General features: G+C 69.9%; 17 protein-coding genes and 1 pseudogene. 9 read left to right on the top strand and 9 right to left on the bottom strand.

From position 1 onward, the window contains the following. Positions 1–20 precede the first annotated feature (20 nt). From NE857_RS08055 to NE857_RS08045, 3 genes are all read right to left on the bottom strand, one after another. Positions 21–974: a tetratricopeptide repeat protein gene (locus NE857_RS08055; protein ID WP_254420413.1), complete on the bottom strand. Its 954-nt coding sequence runs from the start codon at positions 972–974 to the stop codon at positions 21–23. Positions 975–1,210: 236 nt separating this feature from the next. Continuing rightward, positions 1,211–2,941 carry a coenzyme B12-dependent isobutyryl-CoA mutase large subunit gene (icmA, locus tag NE857_RS08050; protein ID WP_254420412.1) on the bottom strand — a complete coding sequence of 577 codons (1,731 nt, stop codon included), beginning with the start codon at positions 2,939–2,941 and terminating at the stop codon, positions 1,211–1,213. Positions 2,942–3,018: 77 nt separating this feature from the next. After that, complete coding sequence (locus NE857_RS08045; protein ID WP_017580891.1) at positions 3,019–3,540, bottom strand: MarR family winged helix-turn-helix transcriptional regulator; 522 nt, start codon at positions 3,538–3,540, stop codon at positions 3,019–3,021. Between the two features lie 461 nt (positions 3,541–4,001). Between NE857_RS08045 and NE857_RS08040 the strand changes: the two genes are divergently transcribed. Then, a complete protein-coding gene (locus NE857_RS08040) occupies positions 4,002–5,963 on the top strand; it encodes a glycoside hydrolase family 18 chitinase (RefSeq protein WP_254420411.1) in 1,962 nt (653 codons plus the stop codon). Between the two features lie 352 nt (positions 5,964–6,315). Next, complete coding sequence (locus tag NE857_RS08035) at positions 6,316–7,986, top strand: glycosyl hydrolase family 18 protein (protein WP_254420410.1); 1,671 nt, start codon at positions 6,316–6,318, stop codon at positions 7,984–7,986. A gap of 171 nt (positions 7,987–8,157) precedes the next feature. Here NE857_RS08035 and meaB read toward each other — a convergent pair whose 3' ends face one another. Further along, complete coding sequence (gene meaB, locus NE857_RS08030) at positions 8,158–9,117, bottom strand: methylmalonyl Co-A mutase-associated GTPase MeaB (protein ID WP_184370466.1); 960 nt, start codon at positions 9,115–9,117, stop codon at positions 8,158–8,160. Positions 9,118–9,232: 115 nt separating this feature from the next. Next, on the bottom strand, positions 9,233–10,420 hold the full coding sequence (locus NE857_RS08025; RefSeq protein WP_184370464.1) for an acetyl-CoA C-acetyltransferase: 1,188 nt from the start codon (positions 10,418–10,420) through the stop codon (positions 9,233–9,235). Positions 10,421–10,505: 85 nt separating this feature from the next. Here NE857_RS08025 and mce point away from each other — a divergent pair, with 85 nt between their 5' ends. Both mce and NE857_RS08015 read left to right on the top strand, forming a co-directional pair. Beyond that, positions 10,506–10,964: a methylmalonyl-CoA epimerase gene (gene mce, locus NE857_RS08020; RefSeq protein ID WP_184370462.1), complete on the top strand. Its 459-nt coding sequence runs from the start codon at positions 10,506–10,508 to the stop codon at positions 10,962–10,964. Between the two features lie 423 nt (positions 10,965–11,387). Next, positions 11,388–12,680 carry a DivIVA domain-containing protein gene (locus NE857_RS08015; RefSeq protein WP_254420409.1) on the top strand — a complete coding sequence of 431 codons (1,293 nt, stop codon included), beginning with the start codon at positions 11,388–11,390 and terminating at the stop codon, positions 12,678–12,680. A gap of 119 nt (positions 12,681–12,799) precedes the next feature. Here the strand turns inward: NE857_RS08015 and NE857_RS08010 are convergent, their stop codons facing one another. From NE857_RS08010 to NE857_RS07995, 4 genes and pseudogenes are all read right to left on the bottom strand, one after another. After that, positions 12,800–13,531, bottom strand: coding sequence for an alpha/beta hydrolase (locus tag NE857_RS08010; RefSeq protein ID WP_254420408.1), 732 nt, complete (start codon positions 13,529–13,531; stop codon positions 12,800–12,802). A gap of 29 nt (positions 13,532–13,560) precedes the next feature. Next, complete coding sequence (locus NE857_RS08005) at positions 13,561–13,890, bottom strand: Rv1322 family protein (protein WP_254420407.1); 330 nt, start codon at positions 13,888–13,890, stop codon at positions 13,561–13,563. Positions 13,891–14,004: 114 nt separating this feature from the next. Next, the gene (locus NE857_RS08000; RefSeq protein ID WP_254420406.1) at positions 14,005–15,222 is read right to left on the bottom strand and encodes a 3-hydroxyacyl-CoA dehydrogenase; all 1,218 of its coding nucleotides are present in this window, start codon (positions 15,220–15,222) and stop codon (positions 14,005–14,007) included. 56 nt (positions 15,223–15,278) lie between these two features. Beyond that, positions 15,279–16,507: pseudogene (locus tag NE857_RS07995) on the bottom strand (MFS transporter). Between the two features lie 107 nt (positions 16,508–16,614). On the opposite strand from NE857_RS07995, the gene nucS reads away from it, so the two are divergent. The 5 genes from nucS (at position 16,615) to NE857_RS07970 (ending at position 21,104) form a co-directional block, all read left to right on the top strand. Continuing rightward, positions 16,615–17,292: an endonuclease NucS gene (gene nucS, locus NE857_RS07990; protein WP_254420405.1), complete on the top strand. Its 678-nt coding sequence runs from the start codon at positions 16,615–16,617 to the stop codon at positions 17,290–17,292. 149 nt (positions 17,293–17,441) lie between these two features. Further along, positions 17,442–18,305, top strand: coding sequence for an ABC transporter ATP-binding protein (locus tag NE857_RS07985; protein WP_254420404.1), 864 nt, complete (start codon positions 17,442–17,444; stop codon positions 18,303–18,305). After that, positions 18,302–19,198 (top strand): ABC transporter permease, encoded by an 897-nt coding sequence (locus NE857_RS07980; RefSeq protein ID WP_254420403.1) that lies wholly within the window; start codon positions 18,302–18,304, stop codon positions 19,196–19,198. The genes NE857_RS07985 and NE857_RS07980 overlap by 4 nt, the downstream gene beginning before the upstream one ends. A gap of 5 nt (positions 19,199–19,203) precedes the next feature. Continuing rightward, positions 19,204–20,472 (top strand): sensor histidine kinase, encoded by a 1,269-nt coding sequence (locus NE857_RS07975; protein ID WP_254420402.1) that lies wholly within the window; start codon positions 19,204–19,206, stop codon positions 20,470–20,472. Then, entirely contained in the window at positions 20,469–21,104 is a 636-nt protein-coding gene (locus NE857_RS07970; RefSeq protein ID WP_254420401.1) for a response regulator, read from the top strand. The genes NE857_RS07975 and NE857_RS07970 overlap by 4 nt, the downstream gene beginning before the upstream one ends. Positions 21,105–21,107: the final 3 nt, after the last annotated feature.

Raw genomic sequence — 21,107 nt, 5'->3', positions numbered from 1 at the left:
ACTGATCAGACCGGCACCGGTCAGAACAGTGCCGAGGTGAGCTTGCGCCGGGCCGCGTTCACCCTCGGGTCGCCCGCGGGCAGCAGCTCGAAGAGGGCCAGCAGGTGCGCACGCACCCGGTCGCGGTCCTCGTCGGCGGTCTGCTTGACCGTCTGGATGAGCCGGTCGAAGGCGTCCTCGAACTTGCCGCCGTACATGTCGATGTCGGCGACGGTGATCTGCGCGTCCACGTCGGCCGGGTCGTCCGCGGCGGCCTGGCGCACCGCGGGGCCGTCCACGTCCTGGAGGCGTCCGATCAGCCGGATCTGCGCGAGCTTGGCCCGCAGGTCGCCGTTCTTCGGATCAGCGTCGATCGCCTTCTCGAACACGGCCGCGGCGGCCTCGAAGTCACCGCGTTCCAGGGCCTCCTGGGCCTGCGCGCTGATCGGGTCCGACTCGGGTTCGGGCTCGCCGCCGAGCTCCTCCTCCGGCATCGCGGCGGGGTCGCCGTCCACCGTGCCGGGGTGCCCGGGGGGCAGCATGCCCTGCTGGGCGAGTGCGCCGAAGACCTGTGTCAGGGCCTCGCGCAGCTGCTCCTCGGTGGCCGGTCCCTGCATCAGGGGCATGACCTGGCCCTGCACGGCGATGATGATCGTGGGGGTACCGGAGACCCGGAGCGCCTGCACCAGCTGCGGGCTGGCGTCACTGTCCACCTTGGCCAGGAGCCAGTTTCCGCCGGAGCCCTTGGAGAGCTTGTCGAGGACCGCCTCGACCTGCTTGGACTGCTCGGACCAGCTCGCCAGCACCGCCAGCACGACCGGGGCGGCCATCGACCGCTCCAGCACCTGCTGGAAGTTGGACTCGTCGGCGTTGACGGAGTAGGGGTTGGATCGACCGGCCGACTCCTCGGCGCGCTGCTTGGCCTCACGCTCCAAGGCCGCCTTGCGCGCCCCGAGGTCAACCGCACTGTTCGGTGAAAAGTCCGAAGGCTGCATGTTCCCTATCCTGCCGTATCCCGGGGCGGCACGAGGACCGCCCCGGGAAGCCCTTAGCGAACCCCGGCCCCAGGGGGTGTTCTTTTTCGTTCGTTCGCCGGGGAGGCCAATCTTCTGCAACACAGCGCAGGAGGAGGCAAGCCGCTAGCGAGGAACGAGCGTCAGGCGCCGCCGACGACGAAGAATCCCTCCGCAAAGGCGGAGAACACGCGCCAAAGCGAAGCGGAGGCGCGAAATCAAAACTGCGGGTCCTCCGTGTACGTCCCGAACTCCTCGCCCATCGTGGCGCAGATCTCACCGAGGGTGGCCTCGGCGCGGGCGGCGTCCATGATGAGCGGGATGAGGTTGCCGTCGTCGGCGCGCACGCCCTCCAGGAGGCGGGCCAGGGCGCGGTCGACGGTGTCCTTGTCGCGGGCGGAGCGGCGTTCGGTCAGGACGCGCTTCTGTTCGTGCTCGACCTCGTGGCTGATCTTGAGGATGTCCAGCTCACCGGAGACGGTTGCGGTGTGGCAGTTGACGCCGACGATGCGCTTGTCGCCCTTCTCCAGGGCCTGCTGGTACTGGAAGGCGGATTCGGCGATCTCGGAGCTGAAGTAGCCGTTCTCGATCCCGGCGAGGATGCCGGAGGTCATCGGGCCGATGCGGTGCTCGGCGTCCGCTCCCCCGCCCATCTGGAGGATGTGCTCGAAGATCCGCTCGGCCTCGGCCTCGATCTCGTCGGTGAGGGCCTCCACGTACCAGGAGCCGCCCAGGGGGTCGGCGACGTTGACCACCCCGGTCTCCTCCATGAGGACCTGCTGGGTGCGCAGGGCGATCTCGGCGGACTGCTCGGTGGGCAGGGCCAGGGTCTCGTCGAGGGCGTTGGTGTGCAGGGAGTTGGTGCCGCCGAGCACCGCGGAGAGCGCTTCGACGGCGGTGCGCACGACGTTGTTGTAGGGCTGCTGGGCGGTGAGGGAGACCCCGGCGGTCTGGGTGTGGAACCGCAGCCACTGGGCCTTCTCGGTCTTGGCGCCGTAGGTGTCGCGGATCCAGCGGGCCCAGATGCGGCGGGCGGCGCGGAACTTGGCGATCTCCTCGAAGAAGTCGATGTGGGCGTCGAAGAAGAAGGACAGCCCGGGCGCGAAACGGTCGATGTCCATGCCTCTGGACAGGCCGAGCTCCACGTAGCCGAACCCGTCGGCCAGGGTGTAGGCCAGCTCCTGTGCGGCCGTGGCTCCGGCCTCGCGGATGTGGTAGCCGGAGACGGAGAGCGGTTTGAAGGCGGGGATGTGCTCGGCGCAGTACTCCATCAGGTCGCCGATGAGGCGCAGGTGGGGTTCGGGCGGGTACAGCCACTCCTTCTGGGCGATGTACTCCTTGAAGATGTCGGTCTGGAGCGTGCCGTTGAGGCCGCCGATGTCCACGCCCTGGCGCTCGGCGGCGACCAGGTACATGCAGAAGGCCGGGATGGCCGGTCCGCTGATGGTCATGGACGTGGTGGTCTCGCCGAGGGGGATGCCGTCGAAGAGCAGGTCCATGTCGGCGACCGAGTCGATGGCGACGCCGCAGTGGCCGACCTCGCCGAGGGCCTGTGCGGAGTCGGAGTCGTAGCCCATGAGGGTGGGCATGTCGAAGGCGACCGAGAGTCCGCCGCCGCCCTGGGCGAGGATCATCTTGTAGCGCTCGTTGGTCTGCCTGGCGTTGCCGAAGCCGGCGAACTGGCGGATGGTCCAGGCGCGGCCGCGGTAGCCGGTGGGGTAAAGGCCGCGGGTGTAGGGGTACTCGCCGGGCCAGCCGATCCGCTCGAAGCCGGGGACCTCGGCGCCGGGCCGGGGGCCGTAGGCGGGTTCGAGGGTTCGTCCGGACAGCGTGGTGAAGTCGGCGTCGCGCTTGCGTGCGGAGTCGTAGCGGCGCTGCCAGCGGTCGCGTCCGGCCTCGATGTGGTGGGCCCCGCCGCCGTTGGCGGGGTCTCCTGTGGTGTTCGCCATACCAAGATAGTAGGACGTCCAACTAAATATGTACAGAAGAGACGTCCGTGGCGCCTGCGCGCCCGGACCGCCCCTGGTCAGCGCCCTTCGACGGCCCCGGCGACCGGGGCGGGGAAGTCACCGAAGTCCACCCGCAACCGGGTGAACATCTCGTGCATGCGCCAGAGTTCCTCGTCGGAGTAGCAGCCCAGACCGAAGTCCATGCCGAGCAGCGCCTGGGTGGCCTCCTCGGTGACCTCGCGCCCGGCGTCGGTGATCTCCGCCAGCACGCCGCGGCCGTCGCTCGGGTTGGGGCGGCGGAGCACCAGGCCCTGCCCCTCCAACCGGTCGATGGTGTTGGTGACGCTGGTGGGGTGCACCATCAGGCGCTCACCGATCTTGCCCAGCGGCAGCGAGCCGGAGGAGCTGAAGGTGAGCAGGACCAGGGCTTCGTAGCGGGCGAAGGTCAGACCGAACGGCTTGAGGGCACCATCCAGCTCGCCGATGAGGATCTGCTGCGCGCGCATGAGGGAGGTGACCGCCGCCATGGCGGGCGAGGCACCCCATCTCTGACTCCAGTTGTCGTGAGCGCGCTCGATCGGGTCGAACGGAAGGTTCAAAGGGTTTCCCACGCCGTCACTCTAGGCCGTCTTCCGCAGACGCCGAACGGCGTCCGTGTTCGGAACCGAGCTTTGGAAACGCCTTCCACTCACATCAACACCTCCCTGTCAAGGACTTTCCATGGCCACAAGGGGACAGAAGTCCACCGAGTCGACTGGTCCGCACCCCCACCTCGGAAACGCCACTGGTTGCGCACCTCACCGGGGTCGGACACGAGGCACACGTGAAAAAAGCCGAGCGGAGCTCATTGACGAGCCCAGAAACTATTAGTTAAGTTTCCTAAAAATTTAATTCCCCATGTCAGAGGCGTCGAGATGACTCAGCACCGCTCCCGGTCCCGCTCACCACCCCCGCACTCGCGGTCATGTTCCTGTGCACCCGAACCCCGCTGTCGGCATCCTCTCGCCGACGGTCGGCACCCTTCCCCCACTGCCGCTCACGCACCAGGAGACCTCACAACGTGAGAACCCCACGCATCAGAAACCCGCTCGCGGCACTGTTCGCCGCGCTACTCGTCATCCCGCTCGCGCTGTTCACCGCCCCCGCCTCCGCCGACACCTCGGACGTCACGGTCACCTACGTGGAGTCCGGGCGCTGGGAGAGCGGCTACGGCGGCCAGCTCACCATCGACAACGCCTCCGGCGCACCGCTGTCCGACTGGACCGTCCGGTTCACCCTCCCCCAGGGCAGCACCATCACCAGTCTGTGGAACGCCTCCCACTCGGTCTCCGGCGGCATCCACACCATCACCCCGCCCTCATGGGGAGCCGCCGTTCCCGCCGGAGGCAGCTACTCGATCGGCTGGAACGGTGCGCACACCGGCGGCGAGACCATCCCGCAGGACTGCACCGTGAACGGCAACCCCTGCTCGGGCGAGCCCGGCGATCCGGACGAGGAACCGCCCACGGCCCCCGACGGCCTGACCGTCACCGGGGTCACCGCCAGTGCCGTCTCCCTGTCCTGGGGCGCGGCGACCGACAACGTCGCCGTGGCCGGGTACGAGGTGATCTCCGACGGCGAGGTGGTCCGCGCGGTCGGCTCCGAGACCCTGAGCGCCACCGTCAGCGGCCTGGCCGCCGAGACCGAGTACACCTTCACCGTCCGCGCCTACGACACCTCCAACAACCGCGGCCCGGAGAGCGAACCGGTCACCGTCACCACGGAGGAGAGCAACGGCGGTGGGCCCATCGACCCGAACGAGGACCTGCGGGTCGCCTACTTCACCCAGTGGGGCATCTACGACCGCGGCTACCTGGTGAACAACCTGGAGACCTCGGACACCGCCGAGAAGCTCACCCACATCAACTACGCCTTCGGCAACGTCAACGCCGGCGGTGAGTGCTTCATGGCCAACCAGCTGGGCCAGGGAGACGCCTGGGCCGACTACGGCCGTTCCTTCAACGCCGCCCAGAGCGTGGACGGGGTCGGGGACGTGTGGAGCCAGGACCTGCGCGGTAACTTCAACCAGCTCCGCAAGCTCAAGGAACTGCACCCGGACCTGAAGGTCAACATCTCGCTGGGCGGCTGGACCTGGTCCCAGCACTTCTCCGACGCCGCGCTCACCCCCGAGTCCCGCGAGCGCATGGTCAGCTCCTGCATCGACCTGTACCTGAAGGGCAACCTGCCCACCTTCGACGGCGCGGGAGGCCCCGGGTCGGCCAAGGGCGTCTTCGACGGCATCGACCTCGACTGGGAGTGGCCCGCCTCCTCCGGCCACGAGCACAACGTGGTGCGCCCCGAGGACAAGGAGAACTTCACCGCCCTGGTCCAGGAGTTCCGTGACCAGCTCGACGACCTGGAGGCCGACACGGGGCGCGACTTCGAGCTCACGGCCTTCCTGCCCGCCGACCCGGAGAAGATCGAGCTGGGCTTCGAGATGGACCAGCTCATGCCCAACTTCGACTTCGTCACCATCCAGGGCTACGACTACCACGGGGCCTGGGAGGACACCACCAACCACCAGTCCAACCTGCTCGAGCACCCCGACGACCCGGGGCCGAACGTCTTCGCCACCGACACCACCATCCAGGCCTACCTGGACCGCGGGGTCGACCCGGCCGACATGGTGCTGGGCCTGCCCTTCTACAGCCGCGGCTGGACGGGGGTTCCGGCCGGACCCAACGGTGACGGCCTCTTCCAGGACGGCACCGGTCCCGCTCCCGGCAGCTACGAGCCGGGCATCGAGGACTGGAAGGTCGTCAAGGACCTGCCCGGCTTCGAGCTGCACCGCGACAACGAGCTCGGTACGGCCTGGCTGTACGACGGCACCACGTTCTGGACCTACGACGACGAGATCGCCCTGACGCAGAAGACCGACTGGGCCGTGGACAACGGTCTGGGCGGGGTCATGATCTGGTCCATCGACGGTGACGACGCGGACGGCAGCCTGATGGCTGCCGTGGACGCCGCCCTCGGCAGCTAGACCGCCCACGCTGCCTCCCCCGCATCATCAACCACATGAGAAACCGGAGCCCCGACCACTTCGGCCGGGGCTCCTATCTCTCAAGCCAACCGAAGTCAAGGCTTTCTCATGGCCGCAAGGGGACAGTTCCGAACTCAGGCCACTGGTCTGGTCCGCCAACTCGGTAGATCCACTGGAAGGGCGGGGCGCCAGCGTGAAAGCCCGAGATCCGGCGGAGAAACTTCCCCGCAGGGCGTTGACGCCGCCCGTAATTATTAGTTAAGTTTCCTAAAAATTTATCCCCCCACGTCAGGGCAGCGAGAAGCCCTCAGACCCCTGACTCTGACTCCGCCCCCCACAGGAGACTCGCGACGTGAGCTCACGACGACTCAGAAACCGCCTCGCGGTGGTGGCCGCCGCCGTAGTGGTGGCACCGATCGCCCTCTTCGTGCCACCCGTGACCGCGGAGGAGGCCGACACCGCCGACCTCCGGGTCACCTACGTGGAGTCCGCCCGCTGGAACACCGGCTACACCGGCGAGATCACCGTCCACAACGCCTCCGGCACAGACCTGTCCGACTGGACCCTGGAGTTCGACCTCCCCGAGGGCAGCGGCGTCCACCAGCTCTGGAACGCCACCCTGGAGGGCTCCGCCGAGGACGGCTACACCGTGACCCCGCCGCGCTGGGGCGCCACGATCCCCGCCGGGGGCACCTACGCGTTCGGCTTCAACGGGATCCACACCGACGGCAACAGCCACCTGCTCAACTGCACCGTCAACGGCTCCCCCTGCGCCGGTGAGCCCCACCAGGGCCCCCGGCACGGTGACCTCAGCGTCGCCTACTTCACCCAGTGGGGCGTCCAGGAGCGCGGCTACCAGGTCCGCGACCTCATCGACTCCGGCAGCGCCGAGAAGCTGACGCACATCAACTACGCGTTCGGCAACGTCAGCGCCGACGGCGAGTGCTTCATGACCAACGAGCCCGAGCAGGGGGACGCACAGGCCGACTACGGCCGGGTCGTCCCCGCCTCGGAAAGCGTCGACGGCGCCGCCGACGGCCCGAACCAGCCCCTGCGCGGCAACTTCAACCAGCTGCGCAAGCTGAAGGAGCAGTACCCGAACCTGCTCATCAGCGTCTCGCTGGGCGGCTGGAACTGGTCGGAGCACTTCTCCGACGCCGCGCTCACCGCCGAGTCCCGCGAGCGCTTCGTCAGCTCCTGCGTCGACCTGTACCTGAAGGGCGACCTGCCGCTGATCGACGGCGCGGGCGGCGAGGGCGTCGGCTACGGCGTCTTCGACGGCATCGACCTCGACTGGGAGTGGCCCGCCTCCGACGGCAACCCGCACAACGTCGTCCGCCCCGAGGACCGGGAGAACTTCACCGCCCTGGTCCAGGAGTTCCGCGACCAGATCGACGAGCTCGGCGAGGAGACCGGCCGCCACTTCGAGCTCAGCTCGTTCATGCCCGCCGGTCCCTGGCGGATCGACACCGGCTACGAGCTGGACGAGATCATGTCGAACTTCGACTTCATCACGGTGCAGGGCTACGACTACCACGGCACCTGGGAGAGCGTCACCAACCACCAGTCCAACCTGGCCCCGGACCCGCGCGACCCGGGCGACGTGATCTCTACCCAGACCACCGTGCAGGCCTACCTGGACCGCGGGGTCGACCCGGAGAAGATCGTGCTGGGCGTGCCCTTCTACAGCCAGGGCTGGACGGGTGTGGCGCCCGGCCCCGAGGGCGACGGACTCTTCCAGCCCGCCGCGGGCCCGGCCCCGGGCACCTACGCCGACGGTACCGAGGAGTACCGCAACCTCAAGGAGCTCTCCGGCTTCGACCTCTACCGCGACGACGACCTCGGCACCGCCTGGCTCTACGACGGTGAGACCTTCTGGACCTTCGACGACGAGGTCTCCATGACCCAGAAGACCGACTGGGTGACCGACAACGGTCTCGGCGGGGTCATGATCTGGTCCATCGACGGCGACGACTCCGAGGGCAGTCTGCTGACCGCCATCGACGCGGCGCTGGGAAGGTAGCGCCCACAGACCCCCGCCTCCGGTCTGGGCCGGAGCGGGAACCAGCGGCGTCGGTGCTCTGATCCGGGGAGCACCGCCGCCAAGGCCGGGGCGGACCGACGTGCGACGGTCCGCCCCGGCCGCCTTTGTGTCGAAGGCAGTGTCTCCACACCGGAACGGCGCTGGCCCGGACTAGGCTCCCGGGTCGGCGCCCAGTTCCTTCAGTAGCAGGTCGGCGGCGGCGTAGGGGTCGCGCTCCCCCGCCGCGACCTCCCCGGCCAGGCCGTCCAGACCGCTGTCCGCGCCCACCCCGCCCATCCGGGCGCGCAGCAGGTCCAGCACGATCGCCTGTACCTCGTGGCGGGCGCGTTCGCGACGCCTGGTCGCGAGCTCGCCGGACTCCTCCAGGTGGGCGTAGTGGTCCTCGACCCGCCCCCAGAGCTCGTCGACGCCCTCGTCCTTGGCGGCGACCGTCATGACGATCGGCGGTTTCCACTCCGCCTCGTCGCGGTCCTTCATCGCGACCATCTGGCGCAGCTCGCGCAGGGTGACCTTGGCGCCGTCGCGGTCGGCCTTGTTCACCGCGAACACGTCGGCGACCTCCAGCACCCCGGCCTTGGCCGCCTGCACCGAGTCGCCCATGCCGGGAGCGCACAGCACGACGGTCGTGTCCGCCTGACCGGCGATCTCCACCTCGGCCTGGCCCACGCCGACGGTCTCCACCAGGATCACGTCGAACCCGGCCGCGTCCAGCACCCGCAGCGCGTGCGGGGTGGCCCAGGAGAGCCCGCCCAGGTGCCCGCGGTTGGCCATGGACCTGATGTACACGCCCGGGTCGGTGGCGTGCTCCTGCATCCGAACCCGGTCGCCGAGCAGGGCACCGCCGGTGAAGGGCGAGGAGGGGTCGACCGCCAGGACCGCGACGGTCAGGCCCTTGGCCCGCACCGCGCGCACCACGGCGTTGGTGGTGGTGGACTTGCCGACCCCGGGCGACCCGGTGAACCCGACCACGCGGGCCCGGCCGGTGTGGAGCGCCAGCCCCGCCATGATCTCGCGCAGTTCGGCGGCACCGTTCTCGACCAGGGTGATCGCGCGGGCCAGCGCCCGGCGGTCACCCCCGCGAACCCGTTCGACCAGCTGGGGGGCGTTCATGCGACTCCTCGATTGTGACGGGCGGAGAAGAGGAGGGGCGAGGGCTTGTGGCCCTCGCCCCTGTGTTCTACCAGGTACGACTCGGCGTCGGCAGGCACCGGCGCCCCTGCGCGAACTACTTGGCAGGCACCGTGAACAGCAGGGCGTCGCCCTGCCCGCCGCCACCGCACAGGGCGGCCGCGCCGAGCCCGCCGCCACGGCGGCCGAGCTCGTGGATCAGGTGCAGGGCGATGCGCGCGCCGGAGGCGCCGATCGGGTGACCGATCGCGATGGCGCCGCCGTTGACGTTGACGATGTCCTCCGAGACCCCGAGGTCCTTGGTGGACTGGATGCCGACCGCGGCGAAGGCCTCGTTGATCTCGATGAGGTCGAGGTCGCCGATCTCCTTGCCCGCCTTGGCCAGCGCGTGCTTGATGGCGTTGGAGGGCTGGGAGTGCAGCGAGTTGTCCGGGCCCGCCACGTTCCCGTGCGCGCCGATCTCGGCGAGGATCGGGGCGCCGAGCTCCTCGGCCTTGGCGCGGCTCATCACGACCACCGCGGCGGCGCCGTCGGAGATCTGCGAGGAGGAACCCGCGGTGATGGTGCCCTCGCGGTCGAAGGCCGGGCGGAGCTTGCCCAGGCTCTCGGCGGTGGTACCGGGGCGGATGCCCTCGTCGGCGGAGAAGCCGACGGGGTCGCCCTTGCGCTGCGGGATCTCGACGGGGACGATCTCCTCGTCGAACAGGCCCTTCTCGGCAGCGGCGGCGGCGCGCTGGTGGGAGCGGGCGGCGAACGCGTCCTGCTCGGGGCGCTCGATGCCGAGCTTGCTGTTGTGGCGCTCGGTGGAGGCGCCCATGGAGTCGCCCTCGAAGGCGTCGGTGAGGCCGTCGTGCGCCGTGGCGTCCAGGACCTCGATGGAGCCGTACTTGTAGCCCTGTCGCGACTTGGGCAGCAGGTGCGGGGCGTTGGTCATGGACTCCATTCCGCCCGCGACCACGATGTCGAACTCGCCCGCGCGCACGAGCTGGTCGGCCAGGGCGATGGCGTCCAGGCCGGACAGGCAGACCTTGTTGATGGTCACGGACGGGACGTCCATGGGGATGCCCGCCTTGACGGCGGCCTGGCGGGAGGGGATCTGACCGGCGCCCGCCTGCAGCACCTGTCCCATGACCACGTATCCGACCTGTTCGCCGCTGATGCCGGCGCGCTCCAGCGCGGCCTTGATCGCGAAGCCGCCCAGGTCTGCGGCGGAGAACCCGGCGAGGGAGCCGAGGAGTCGGCCGGTGGGGGTACGAGCCCCACCGACGATGACGGAACCGGGCATCTTAACTGGCCTCCAAGTGATGGGTGACGCACCTGGTCTGCAACGATACCCACACACATCACATCGAAGTTCGGGAGGTTCGCCAGTGAGTGACGCACCCAGCCCCACCGGCCCGTTCTCCGGTCTGAGCCGGTTGGACCACGTGGGGATCGCCTGCCACGACCTCGACGCGTCCATCGAGTTCTACCGGAGCACGTACGGCTTCGAGGTGGAGCACGAGGAGGTCAACGAGGAGCAGGGCGTCCGCGAGGCGATGCTCCGGATCAACGGCACGGACGACGGCGGCGCCACCTATCTGCAACTGCTGGAGCCGACTCGGGAGGATTCCCCCGTCGCGAAGTTCCTGGCCCGCAACGGCGAGGGCGTGCACCACATCGCGTTCGGCACCGGTGACGTGGCCGCGAGCGCGAACGGGATCGGCGAGCGCGGGGTGCGGGTGCTGGACGCCGAGCCGCGCACCGGCACAGCGGGTTCGCAGATCGTCTTTCTGCACCCCAAGGACTGTGGCGGCGTTCTCACCGAGTTGGTACAAAGCACCCACTAGGGACACGCCGAAGGCGTGATTCGCCCGATTCACGTCACGGGGACGTTCCGGACACATCACAGCTTGAGTTCCACCGGTGCGGCTGACCATAGACCCCACCGGAAGTTACCCGAAACCCCCTTCCCAGGGGTTCCACGCTTGATAAAGTCGGCTAGCTGCCGGATGTGCTTTTCTTCCGGCGTTGGTCCATGTCTTGCAGTCCGGTCAGTGAGCCGGGCCAGTCGTACCCGCACGTGCCCACCGCACCGGGACGACCGTCGGAGGCGGTCAGGGCCGCTCGAGAGCCCGTCGCACCAATCCGCCTGCGCCTCGGCCCGCACTTCCCGGGCACAACCCGTCCACCGGGGGCACAGCAGCCGCCCTCCTGTCTGCCCCTGGCAAGTTCGCAAGTAGCCGTCTCGCACCCGTTCAGGATTCCGCCACATGTCGTCAAACAACATTGACACCCAGCTCAACAACATCTTCGACGAAGACAACACTCCGCCCGAGTTCGACGTGGTGCTGCGTGGCTTTGACCGCACCCAGGTGCAGGACTACCTGGACGGCCTGCGCAACGAGGTCAAGCAGTCCAACAAGCAGCTCGAAAAGGCCAAGAACGAGCTGAACGCCAAGAACCGTCAGCTCCAGGAGCGGGAGCGCCCCTCCTACTCCGGTCTGGGCTCGCGTATCGAGGAACTGCTGCGCCTGGCCGAGGAGCAGGCCAACGAGCTGGTCCAGAGCGCCCAGATCGACGCCAACGACATCCGTTCGGCCGCTCAGATCGAGGCCGCCGAGATGCGCGCCGCCGCCGAATCGGAAGCCACCGAGGTGCGCACCCTCGCCCAGCGCGAGGCCGACGAGCAGCGCCAGGCCGCCGAGGCCGAGGCCGAGGAGATCAGCACCACCGCCCGCCGCGAGGCCGACGAGCTGGCCTCGACCACCGAGCGCGAGGTGCAGAAGAAGCGTTCGGCCGTCGACCACGAGATCGCCGAGAAGCGCGCCACCTTCGAGGGTGAGATCGCCAAGCTGCGGACCACCACCGAGCGCGAGTGCGCCCAGGCCCGCGCCGCCGCCAAGCGCGAGCGCGACGAGACGATCCAGTCGGCCAAGAGCCAGGCCGAGGAGCTGCGCAAGAACGCCGAGCGTGCTTTCGCCGAGTCCGAGGCGCGCCGCACCGAGACCGAGGACCAGTTCGAGCTCCAGCTGGCCGACCGCCGCGCCGAGGCCGAGCGCCAGGACGCCGAGCGCCTGGCCGCCGCCCAGGCCGCCACGCAGAAGATGGTCAACGAGGCCGAGGAGCGCGCCGCCAGCGCCGAGCAGCGCGCGACCAACGCCAGCCAGCAGGCCGAGCAGACCCGCCGCGACGCCGAGAACCACGCCAAGCAGCTGGTCAGCAACGCCAAGAAGAACGCTGGCCAGATCGAGGCCGAGGCCAAGTCCAAGGCCGAGCACCAGCTCAGCGACGCCAAGTCCGAGGCCAACCGCATCCTGACGGCCGCCAAGAAGGAGGTCGACGAGCTCAACCGCCAGCGGGACAGCATCCAGTCGCACCTCCAGCAGCTGCGCCAGCTGCTCGGCGGTGGCGGCGCCCCGGCGGCTCCCGCGGCCCCCGCCGCGATCCAGCAGGAGGCCGCCCCGGCGGCTCCGGCCGCCCCCGCCGCCCCCGCGGCGGAGGAGCCCAAGCAGCCGGCCCACTCCGGCAAGGGCTCCGACGACGAGGACTGGTGGCAGGAGTAACGACCGGCCGCCACGGCTGAGTCGTTCCGACACGACGAAGGGCCCGGCCCCCGGAGAGTGATCTGGGGACCGGGCCCTTCGTCGTGTCCGCCCCCGGTGGGGGGCGGGTCGGTGGTCCGCTAGGCGGTGTCCTTCTCCCAGGGGCCGTCCCACTCCGTCGGCAGCGGGTAGGCCTCGGGGTTGACCACCTTGACGATCTCGTCGAGGACGCGGCGCACGTAGGGCTCACCGACCCACAGGTGCTTGGCGCCGTCCACGCCGATGATCTCCGCCTGGGTGAGCGGCGCGAAGCGTTCGCGGGCCTCATCGGGCCTGAGGTAGTCGTCGTGTTCGGGGACCAGCGCCACGACCGGCTTGCCCGAGTCCGCCCACACCCTCATGTCCGCCTCGTCGGCGCGGTGCAGCGGCGGGGACAGCAGCAGCGCCCCCTGGACCTGCGGGTCGCAGCCCCACTTGAGGGCGAGCTCGGTACCGAAGGACCAGCCCAGCAGCCAGGGTTCGGGCAGGTCCTCGAACTCGGTGAACTCGATGGCGGCGAGGACGTCGTGCTTCTCGGTCTCCCCCTCGCCGAACTCGCCCTCGCTGGTGCCGTGGCGGGAGGTGGTCCCGCGCGTGTTGAAGCGCAGCACCGCGATGTTGGCCAGCGCGGGCAGCCGGAAGGACGCCTTGCGCATCACGTGGCTGTCCATCATGCCCTCGGCGGTGGGCAGCGGGTGCAGGCAGATGATGGTGGCGGCGGGCTTGCGGCCTTCGGGGAGGGCGAGCTCCCCGATCAGTTCCAGACCGTCGGCGGTGTGCAGCGTGACGGGTCGTCGCACGGCGGGCAGCACCGTGGTGGCTCGGATCTGCATGACTCCTCTTCCGTATGGTCCGGTCCGGGTCAGTATCTGGGAGACCTGGGAGAGCGCTGGGAACGCCGCTCCCAGCAGGAGGAGTGCCAGTGGCGCCGGTCGCCGCCGTCGCCGTAGGGGCGCCAGGCGACGACGTGGGGCATGCCCGTGGGGATCTCCTGGGCGCAGCCGGGGCACCGGTAGACCTTGGTGGCGGCGGCGCCGGGGATCCGGCGGGTCACCCACTCACCGTCCGGCCCCGTCTCTCTGCGCTGCCCTCCGGTGATGCGCAACATGAGGGCGTCCTCGTCAGGAGGACCACCGGGGGCGTTGTTGCCCCGGGCGGCTTTGCGGCGGGGGCTGTTACGGCGCGGGCTCACCCTTCAAGGGTAGGAGAAAACAGACAGTGGCCGCCGTCACACCACGAGGGTGCGGCGACGGCCACCGGTCAGACAGAGGCTGGAAGCGCTGGCCATGACAGGCCGGAGAACCCCTCAGCCGTTGCAGGCGCAGCCACCGCCGCCGTGGGAGGAGTCCTCCTCGGCGTCGGGGAGCATGTCCATGAGCAGCGGGGCGGGTACCAGGACGCTGGTGAGACTGTACTCGCCCATCGCCACCAGGGTGGTGATGACGTTCTCCGCGCCGCGCTCCTCCAGGAGCTCGGTCGGGCCCTTCGGGTAGCCGCAGCCGAACCGCATGGCGGTGTCGACGTCCTTGGCGGTGGCGTAGCCGTCGCCGATCATGCGCATGGCGTCGTCGATCTGCGGCGCGATGAGCATCTCGCCCAGGTCGAGGGTCTCCTCCTCGCGCACGATCTGGGCGAGGCGGCTGGTGCGCTGGGGCTCGGGGGCCTCGTCCTTGCCACCGTAGAAGCCCTGGCCGGTCTTGCGGCCGAGCCGGCCCGCGGTGACCATGCGGCGCAGCAGCGGGGAGGCGGAGTAGCGCGGGTCGCGGAACTCCTCCCAGAGCACGTCCATGACGGCCAGGCAGATGTCCAGGCCGACCAGGTCGGCGAGGGTGAGCGGGCCCATCGGAAGGCCGGCGGCCTTCTTGACGGACTCGTCGATCTCCTCACGGGTGGCGATCCCGCGCTCGTAGAGGCGGATCCCGTCGTTGATGTAGGGCACCAGCAGCGCGTTGGCGACGAAGCCGCCGCGGTCGCCGATCGTGATCGGGGTCTTGCCGATGCGCTTGGCGACCTCGGTGACGACGTCGACGGTCTCGGGGCTGGTGGAGACGGTGGTGATGACCTCGGCCAGCTTCATGACCGGGGCCGGGTTGAAGAAGTGCAGACCGACGACCTTCTCGGGGCGGTCGGTCAGCGCGGCGATCTCGGTGACCGACAGCGATGAGGTGTTGGTCGCCAGGATCGTGCCGGGCGGGCAGATCCGGTCGAGGTCGCTGAACAGATCGCGCTTGATCTCCATGCGCTCGGGGACGGCCTCGATGACGAAGTCCGCGTCCGAGAGGTCCTCGCGGGACGTGCTGAACGTGAGGCGGGACTCGATCGCCGAGCGCTCCTCCTCGGTGAGTTTGCCCTTGCTGACCGCACGCGAAAGGGACTTGTCCACGTGACCACGGCCGCGGTCGAGGGCGGCCTGGTCGATCTCGACCCCGACGACGTTGAACCCGGCCCGGGCGAACACCTCAGCGATGCCCGCACCCATCGTGCCCAGTCCTACGACGCCGACCTTGTCAAATTCCTGCACCATGGGCCCCACCTTAGACGCCCCTCGCACCCGGCTCGCGCACCGGGACCAGATCTTTACTACTGGCCGGTAGCACCGCCTGCCCTCCCTTCGGCCCGGACCGGCACGACGGCGACGGCCAGCGCGGAGAACACCGCGCCCACCGCGAACACCGCGGGCAGCCCGGCGAGGGTGATCACGGCGGCCATCAGCACGGGGGTCAGCGTCGTACTGACCGCCTGGAGCCAGTTCTGCACGGCCAGGGCGCGCCCGGCCCAGGCCGTCCCGGCGATCTCCGCCACCGAGAGGAAGGTCAGGCCGTTGTGCCACATCGTCAGAACCAGGCAGAGCAGGACCAGCGGGAGGCCGACCACCCCCAGGTGTTCGGCAGCAGGGTGAGCAGGACCAGGGCGGCACCGGAGACCACCGCCAGCCACCGCACCGGCCGCATGCGGTTCCCGGTCCGGTCCGACCACGCCCCGAGCAGCAACCGCCCGGCCGCCCCGGGCACCTGCGCGGCCGCGACCACCGCCCCGGCGGCGGGCGGGCTCCAGCCCTGCTCCTGGACCAGGTAGATGACCGTGTAGACCATCAGGGTGACCTGGGGAACACCGAGGAGCATGCTCACGCCGTGCACCCGCCAGACGGTCCACCGGCGGTACGGGGACTCGGCCCTCCTCGCGGAAACGGAGCCTGACGCCGGAGCGGCCTTCCCGGAGCGTTCCGTTCGGCCCTCGGTGCCCTCCCTCGGCGGAGCACTCGCCATGGCCAGGACCAGGGGGACGGCGACCAGTGCGAGCGCCCCGGGAAGCAGCATCGCGCCGACGAACCCCCACGCGTCCGCCGCTCGGGGAAGCACCAGCGCGGCGAGCCCCACCCCCAACGGCAGCGCCGACTGGCGGATCCCCATGGCCAGCCCGCGTTCGTTCGAGTCGAACCAGGTCAGCACCAGGCGTCCGCTCGCCGCGTTGACCGGGCCGCCCACCGCGCCCACGAGGAACATCACCGCGGCCACGCTCCACAGCTCCGAAGCCGTCCAGAGCAGACCGAGCGCGCCCGCCGTGAGCAGCAGGCTCAGTGCCATGGTGGGCCGCTCCCCCGCCCGGTCGATCACCACGCCCCACGCCAGCAGGGTCAGCAGCAGCCCGAACGAGGGCAGCCCGGCGAGCATCCCCGCCTGCGCCGTGGTGACCCCGAAGGCCTCGCGCAGCTGTGGCAGGACGACCGGAACCCCGAACATCGCCGAGACACTGGCCACCTGCGCCACCATGCTGACCGACAGGATCATCCAGCGGTTGCGAACGAGCATCCCGACAGCCTAGGGAGAACCGGCCCGGCCCTCCCGGCCGCCCCGGTTCCGGGTCCGACCTCCGAACCGGCCTCGGAAGCCCGGCGGAGGCGGTAACGTGACGTCCCGTGCGTCTTGTCATCGCGCGGTGCAGCGTCGACTATGCCGGCCGGCTCACCGCCCACCTGCCCATGGCTCCCCGCCTGATCCTGATCAAGGCCGACGGGAGCGTGTCCATTCACGCCGACGACCGGGCGTTCAAGCCGCTGAACTGGATGAACCCGCCGTGCAAGCTGCACGAGGAGACCGTCGAGGACGGTCCCGACGTGTGGACGGTCACGCACAGCAAATCCGGTGAGAAGCTCGTGCTGACCATGGAGGAGATCCTCCACGACTCCTCACACGAGCTCGGCAAGGACCCCGGTCTCCAGAAGGACGGCGTCGAGGCCCACCTCCAGGAGTTGCTCGCCGAACACATCACCACCCTCGGTGAGGGCTACACCCTCATCCGCCGCGAGTACCCCACCGCCATCGGGCCCGTGGACATCCTGTGCCGCGACGGCGGGAACAGGACCGTCGCGGTGGAGCTCAAACGGCGCGGGGACATCGACGGCGTCGAGCAGCTCACCCGCTACCTCGAACTCCTCAACCGGGACCCCTCCCTGGCCCCGGTGACCGGCGTGTTCGCGGCCCAGGAGATCAAACCCCAGGCCAAGGTCCTGGCAGAGGACCGCGGGATCACCTGCGTGGTCCTGGACTACGACGAACTACGCGGCATCGAGCCGGACACGCTGCGTCTTTTCTAGCCACGGCCTCTCCGGACCCCGGCCTCTCCCGGGGCCCGCACCCGGGAGTCGCTCCCGCCGAACCCCGCGCCCGTGTCCTCCGTTTGGAGGACACGGGCGTGTCTTCACGGCGGATACCCCCGCCCCCGGCCCCGCGGGAAGCTCAGCTCATGAGCGACACAGTGATCGAGGTCAACGGCCTCAGGAAGAAGTACGGCGACACCGAAGCCGTCGCCGGGATCGACCTGAGCATCCGACGGGGCGAGATCTTCTCCTTCCTCGGCCCCAACGGCGCCGGGAAGACCACCGCCGTGGAGATCCTGGAGGGCTTCCGCCACCGGGACGGCGGTAGCGCCCGGGTGCTGGGCGAGGACCCCGGGAAGGCAGGGCGCGCCTGGCGCTCACGGGTCGGCATCGTCTGGCAGAAGGAGACCCAGGTCCCCAAGTTGCCGGTGCGCGACGTCGTCCGGCACTTCGCGGGCTACTACCCGCTCGCGCACGACCCCGACGAGGTCGTCGAACGGGTCGGGCTCGGCCCCAAGGCCAAGGAGCTGGCCGAGTCCCTCTCCGGCGGGCAGCGCCGCCGCCTGGACGTGGCCCTGGGCATGATCGGCCGGCCCGAACTCCTCTTCCTGGACGAGCCGACCACCGGTTTCGACCCCAAGGCCCGTCGTGAGTTCTGGGGCCTGATCCGGGACCTGGCCGACGGCGGCACCACCGTCGTGCTCACCACGCACTACCTGGAGGAGGCCGAGGAGCTGGCCGACCGGGTGTGCGTGATCGCCCGTGGCCGTATCCGGGCCGTGGACACCCCCGCCGCGCTCGACGGGCGCGCCTCCGCCGAGGCGACGGTGGGCTGGTTGGAGGACGGCCGGCGCCGTGAGATCCGCACCGACGAACCCACCCGGGCCGTCTCGGAGCTGGCCGCGCGCTTCGTCGGGGAGGTCCCGGAGCTGAGCGTGCACCGCCCCACCCTCGAGGAGACCTACCTCGGGATGATCCAGGACGACGAGGCCGAGGAGGCCGCGGTATGAGCACCCCCGCCACCGACCCCACCACCGACGCCACCAGCCCGCGGAGCACCGGACCCAGTGACCGCCGCAGCGCCGTTCCGACCGGTTCGCGGGGTCGCCCGCCGGGCCCGGTCCGGGTGGGTCTGTCCCGCGGCTGGATGGAGATCCGCACCTTCGCCCGCGAGTGGGAGAGCGTGATCTTCACCTTCTCCCTGCCCGCCCTGATCCTGGTCATGTTCGCGTCGATCTTCGACGGCCTCTACGACATGGGCATCCCCACGGTCGACTACTACCTGCCCGGCATCATCGCCATGGGCCTGATGTCGGTGAGCTTCCAGACACTGGGCACGGCCATCGCCGCCGAACGCGAGTACGGCACACTGCGCCGTCTGCGCGGTACCCCGATGCCGCCCAGCGCCTACTTCGTCGGCAAGACGGTCCTGGTGCTGTTCCTCGCCTTCGGACAGCTGGCCCTCCTCCTGGCGGTGGCCGGGCTGTTCTTCGACGCCACGCTGCCCTCGACCGCGCAGGCGTGGGCCACCATCGCCTGGGTGCTGATGCTCGGTACGATCGGCTGTTCCCTGCTGGGCATCGCGATCAGTTCGCTGGCCCGCACCGCACAGGCCGCCTCCGCCGTGGTGGTCGTGCCCTTCCTCATCCTCCAGTTCACCTCCGGCATCTTCGTACCGGTGATGGTGCTGCCGGACTGGGTGCTCAACGCGGCTTCCCTGTTCCCGCTGCTCTGGATGGCCCAGGGCATGCGCGCCGGGTTCTTCCCCGACGAGATGGCCGCGCTGGAGCAGTCCGGCGCCTGGGATCTGCCCATGGTCGCCCTCGCCCTGGGCGCCTGGTGTGTGGTGGGCTTGGTGCTGACCCTGCTGACGTTTCGCTGGAAGACGCGTAAGGACGGATAACGACGATGACGGACCAGGAGCGGCACGCATGGGCCTTGGGCGGCTGGTGGCACGTGGCCTTCAGCGCCATCATGGCGGCCATGGTGGCGCTGGCGCTGCTCACCGGCCCGGAACAGTGGCGGTGGCTGACCGCAGCGCTGCTGAGCTCCGTCGTGGCTGTCTACTTCGTCTTCGCCAAACCGCTGGTCAGCCCGGAGAAGGATTACCCGGGCAGGGGTCACTCGCTGGTTCTGGTAGCTCTGATCCTGTTGCCCACCCTGCCCGCGGTGATCATCAACCCGACTCTGGTCCTCTCCCTGGTCGCGATCGCCCCGGTCTGCTTCATGACGGTGGGCAGCCTGCTCGCCGTCCCCGCGGTGGGAGCGATCCTGATCCTGCCCAACCTGGTTTCCGGTCTCCAGGGCCGGGAGAGCTGGGATCAGGTAGGGGTCGGCCTGCTGATCAACGGCGCGATCCTCGGCTACGCGCTGTGGTTCGGTACCTGGATCGAGCGGATCGTGGTGCAGAGCGCCGAACGGTACGAGCTCATAGAGGCGTTGCAACGCAGCCGCGAGGAGGTCTCCCGCCTGTCCCAGGAGGCGGGGGCGCTGGCCGAGCGCGAACACCTGGCCCGGGAGATGCACGACACCCTCGCCCAGGGCTTCACCAGCATCATCACCCTCACCCAGGCTGTGGAGTCGGAGCTGGACAGCGCCCCCGGGACCGCCCGCCGCCACTTGGCGCTGATGCGCGAGACCGCCGCGGAGAACCTCGCCGAGACCCGCGCGATGGTGGCCGCCCGCCAGCCGGTCCGGCTGGACAGCGGCGGCCTGGACGCCTCGATCCGACGCATCTCCGAACGCCTCGGCCGCGAACTCGGTATCTCCGTGGCCGCCGAGGTCTCCGGCACCCCTGAGACACTTCCCAACGATCTCCAGATCTGCCTGCTGCGTACCGCTCAGGAGGCCCTGGCCAACGTCCGCAAGCACTCGGGGGCCGACAACGCCCGGGTCGTACTCGCCTACACCGACGTCGGCGTGCGCCTGACCGTCGAGGACGACGGGGTCGGATTCGACTTCGCGGGGCCGGCCCACGGCAACGGCCTGGCCAACATGCGCCACCGCGCCGAGAGCGTGGGCGGTGTCCTGGAGATCAGCTCCGCACCCGGCGGCGGCACCACCGTCCGCCTGGCCCTGCCCCACGAGGACTCCGAGGGTGAGGACGGGACCCATGGCGCCGACGGGGCCGCGCACCACGAACAGACCCGCGAGGCCCGAGAGGAAAACGTGTCATGATCCGTGTCCTGCTGGTGGACGACCATCCCGTGGTCCGCGAGGGCATTCGCGGCATGCTCAGCGCCGAACCCGACCTGGACATCGTCGGTGACGCCGGTTCGGGCCCCGAGGCGGTGGTCCGGGTGGCGGCCCTGGCCCCCGACGTGGTCCTGATGGACCTGCGCATGCCCGGCGGTGACGGCGCCGAGGCCACCGAACGCATCCGCGCCGAGCACCCGGGTGTCCACGTGCTGGTCCTGACCACCTACGACACCGACACCGACATCCTGCGCGCGGTCGAGGCGGGTGCCACCGGCTACCTGCTCAAGGACACCCCGCGGGCCGAGCTGGCCGACGCGGTGCGTTCGGCGGCGCGCGGCGAGACGGTGCTCAGCGGCCGGTTGGCGGGCAAGCTGCTCACCGGAGTACGGCAGCGCACCGAGCCCGAGGGGCCCGCGCTCTCCCCGCGCGAGGTGGAGGTGCTGCGGCTGGCCGCGGACGGGCTCACGAACGCGGCGATCGGCCGGGCCCTGCACATCAGCGCGACGACGGTCAAGACGCATCTGATGCGGGTGTACGAAAAACTGGGTGTGGGTGACCGGACCTCCGCGGTCTCCCAGGCGATCCGCCGGGGACTGCTCCCGGAGAAGTAGGGG

This window comes from Nocardiopsis exhalans, assembly GCF_024134545.1.
GTDB lineage: Bacteria > Actinomycetota > Actinomycetes > Streptosporangiales > Streptosporangiaceae > Nocardiopsis > Nocardiopsis exhalans.
Note: the sequence above shows the minus strand (reverse complement) of the source record. Positions and strands in the feature narration are given on the sequence as shown.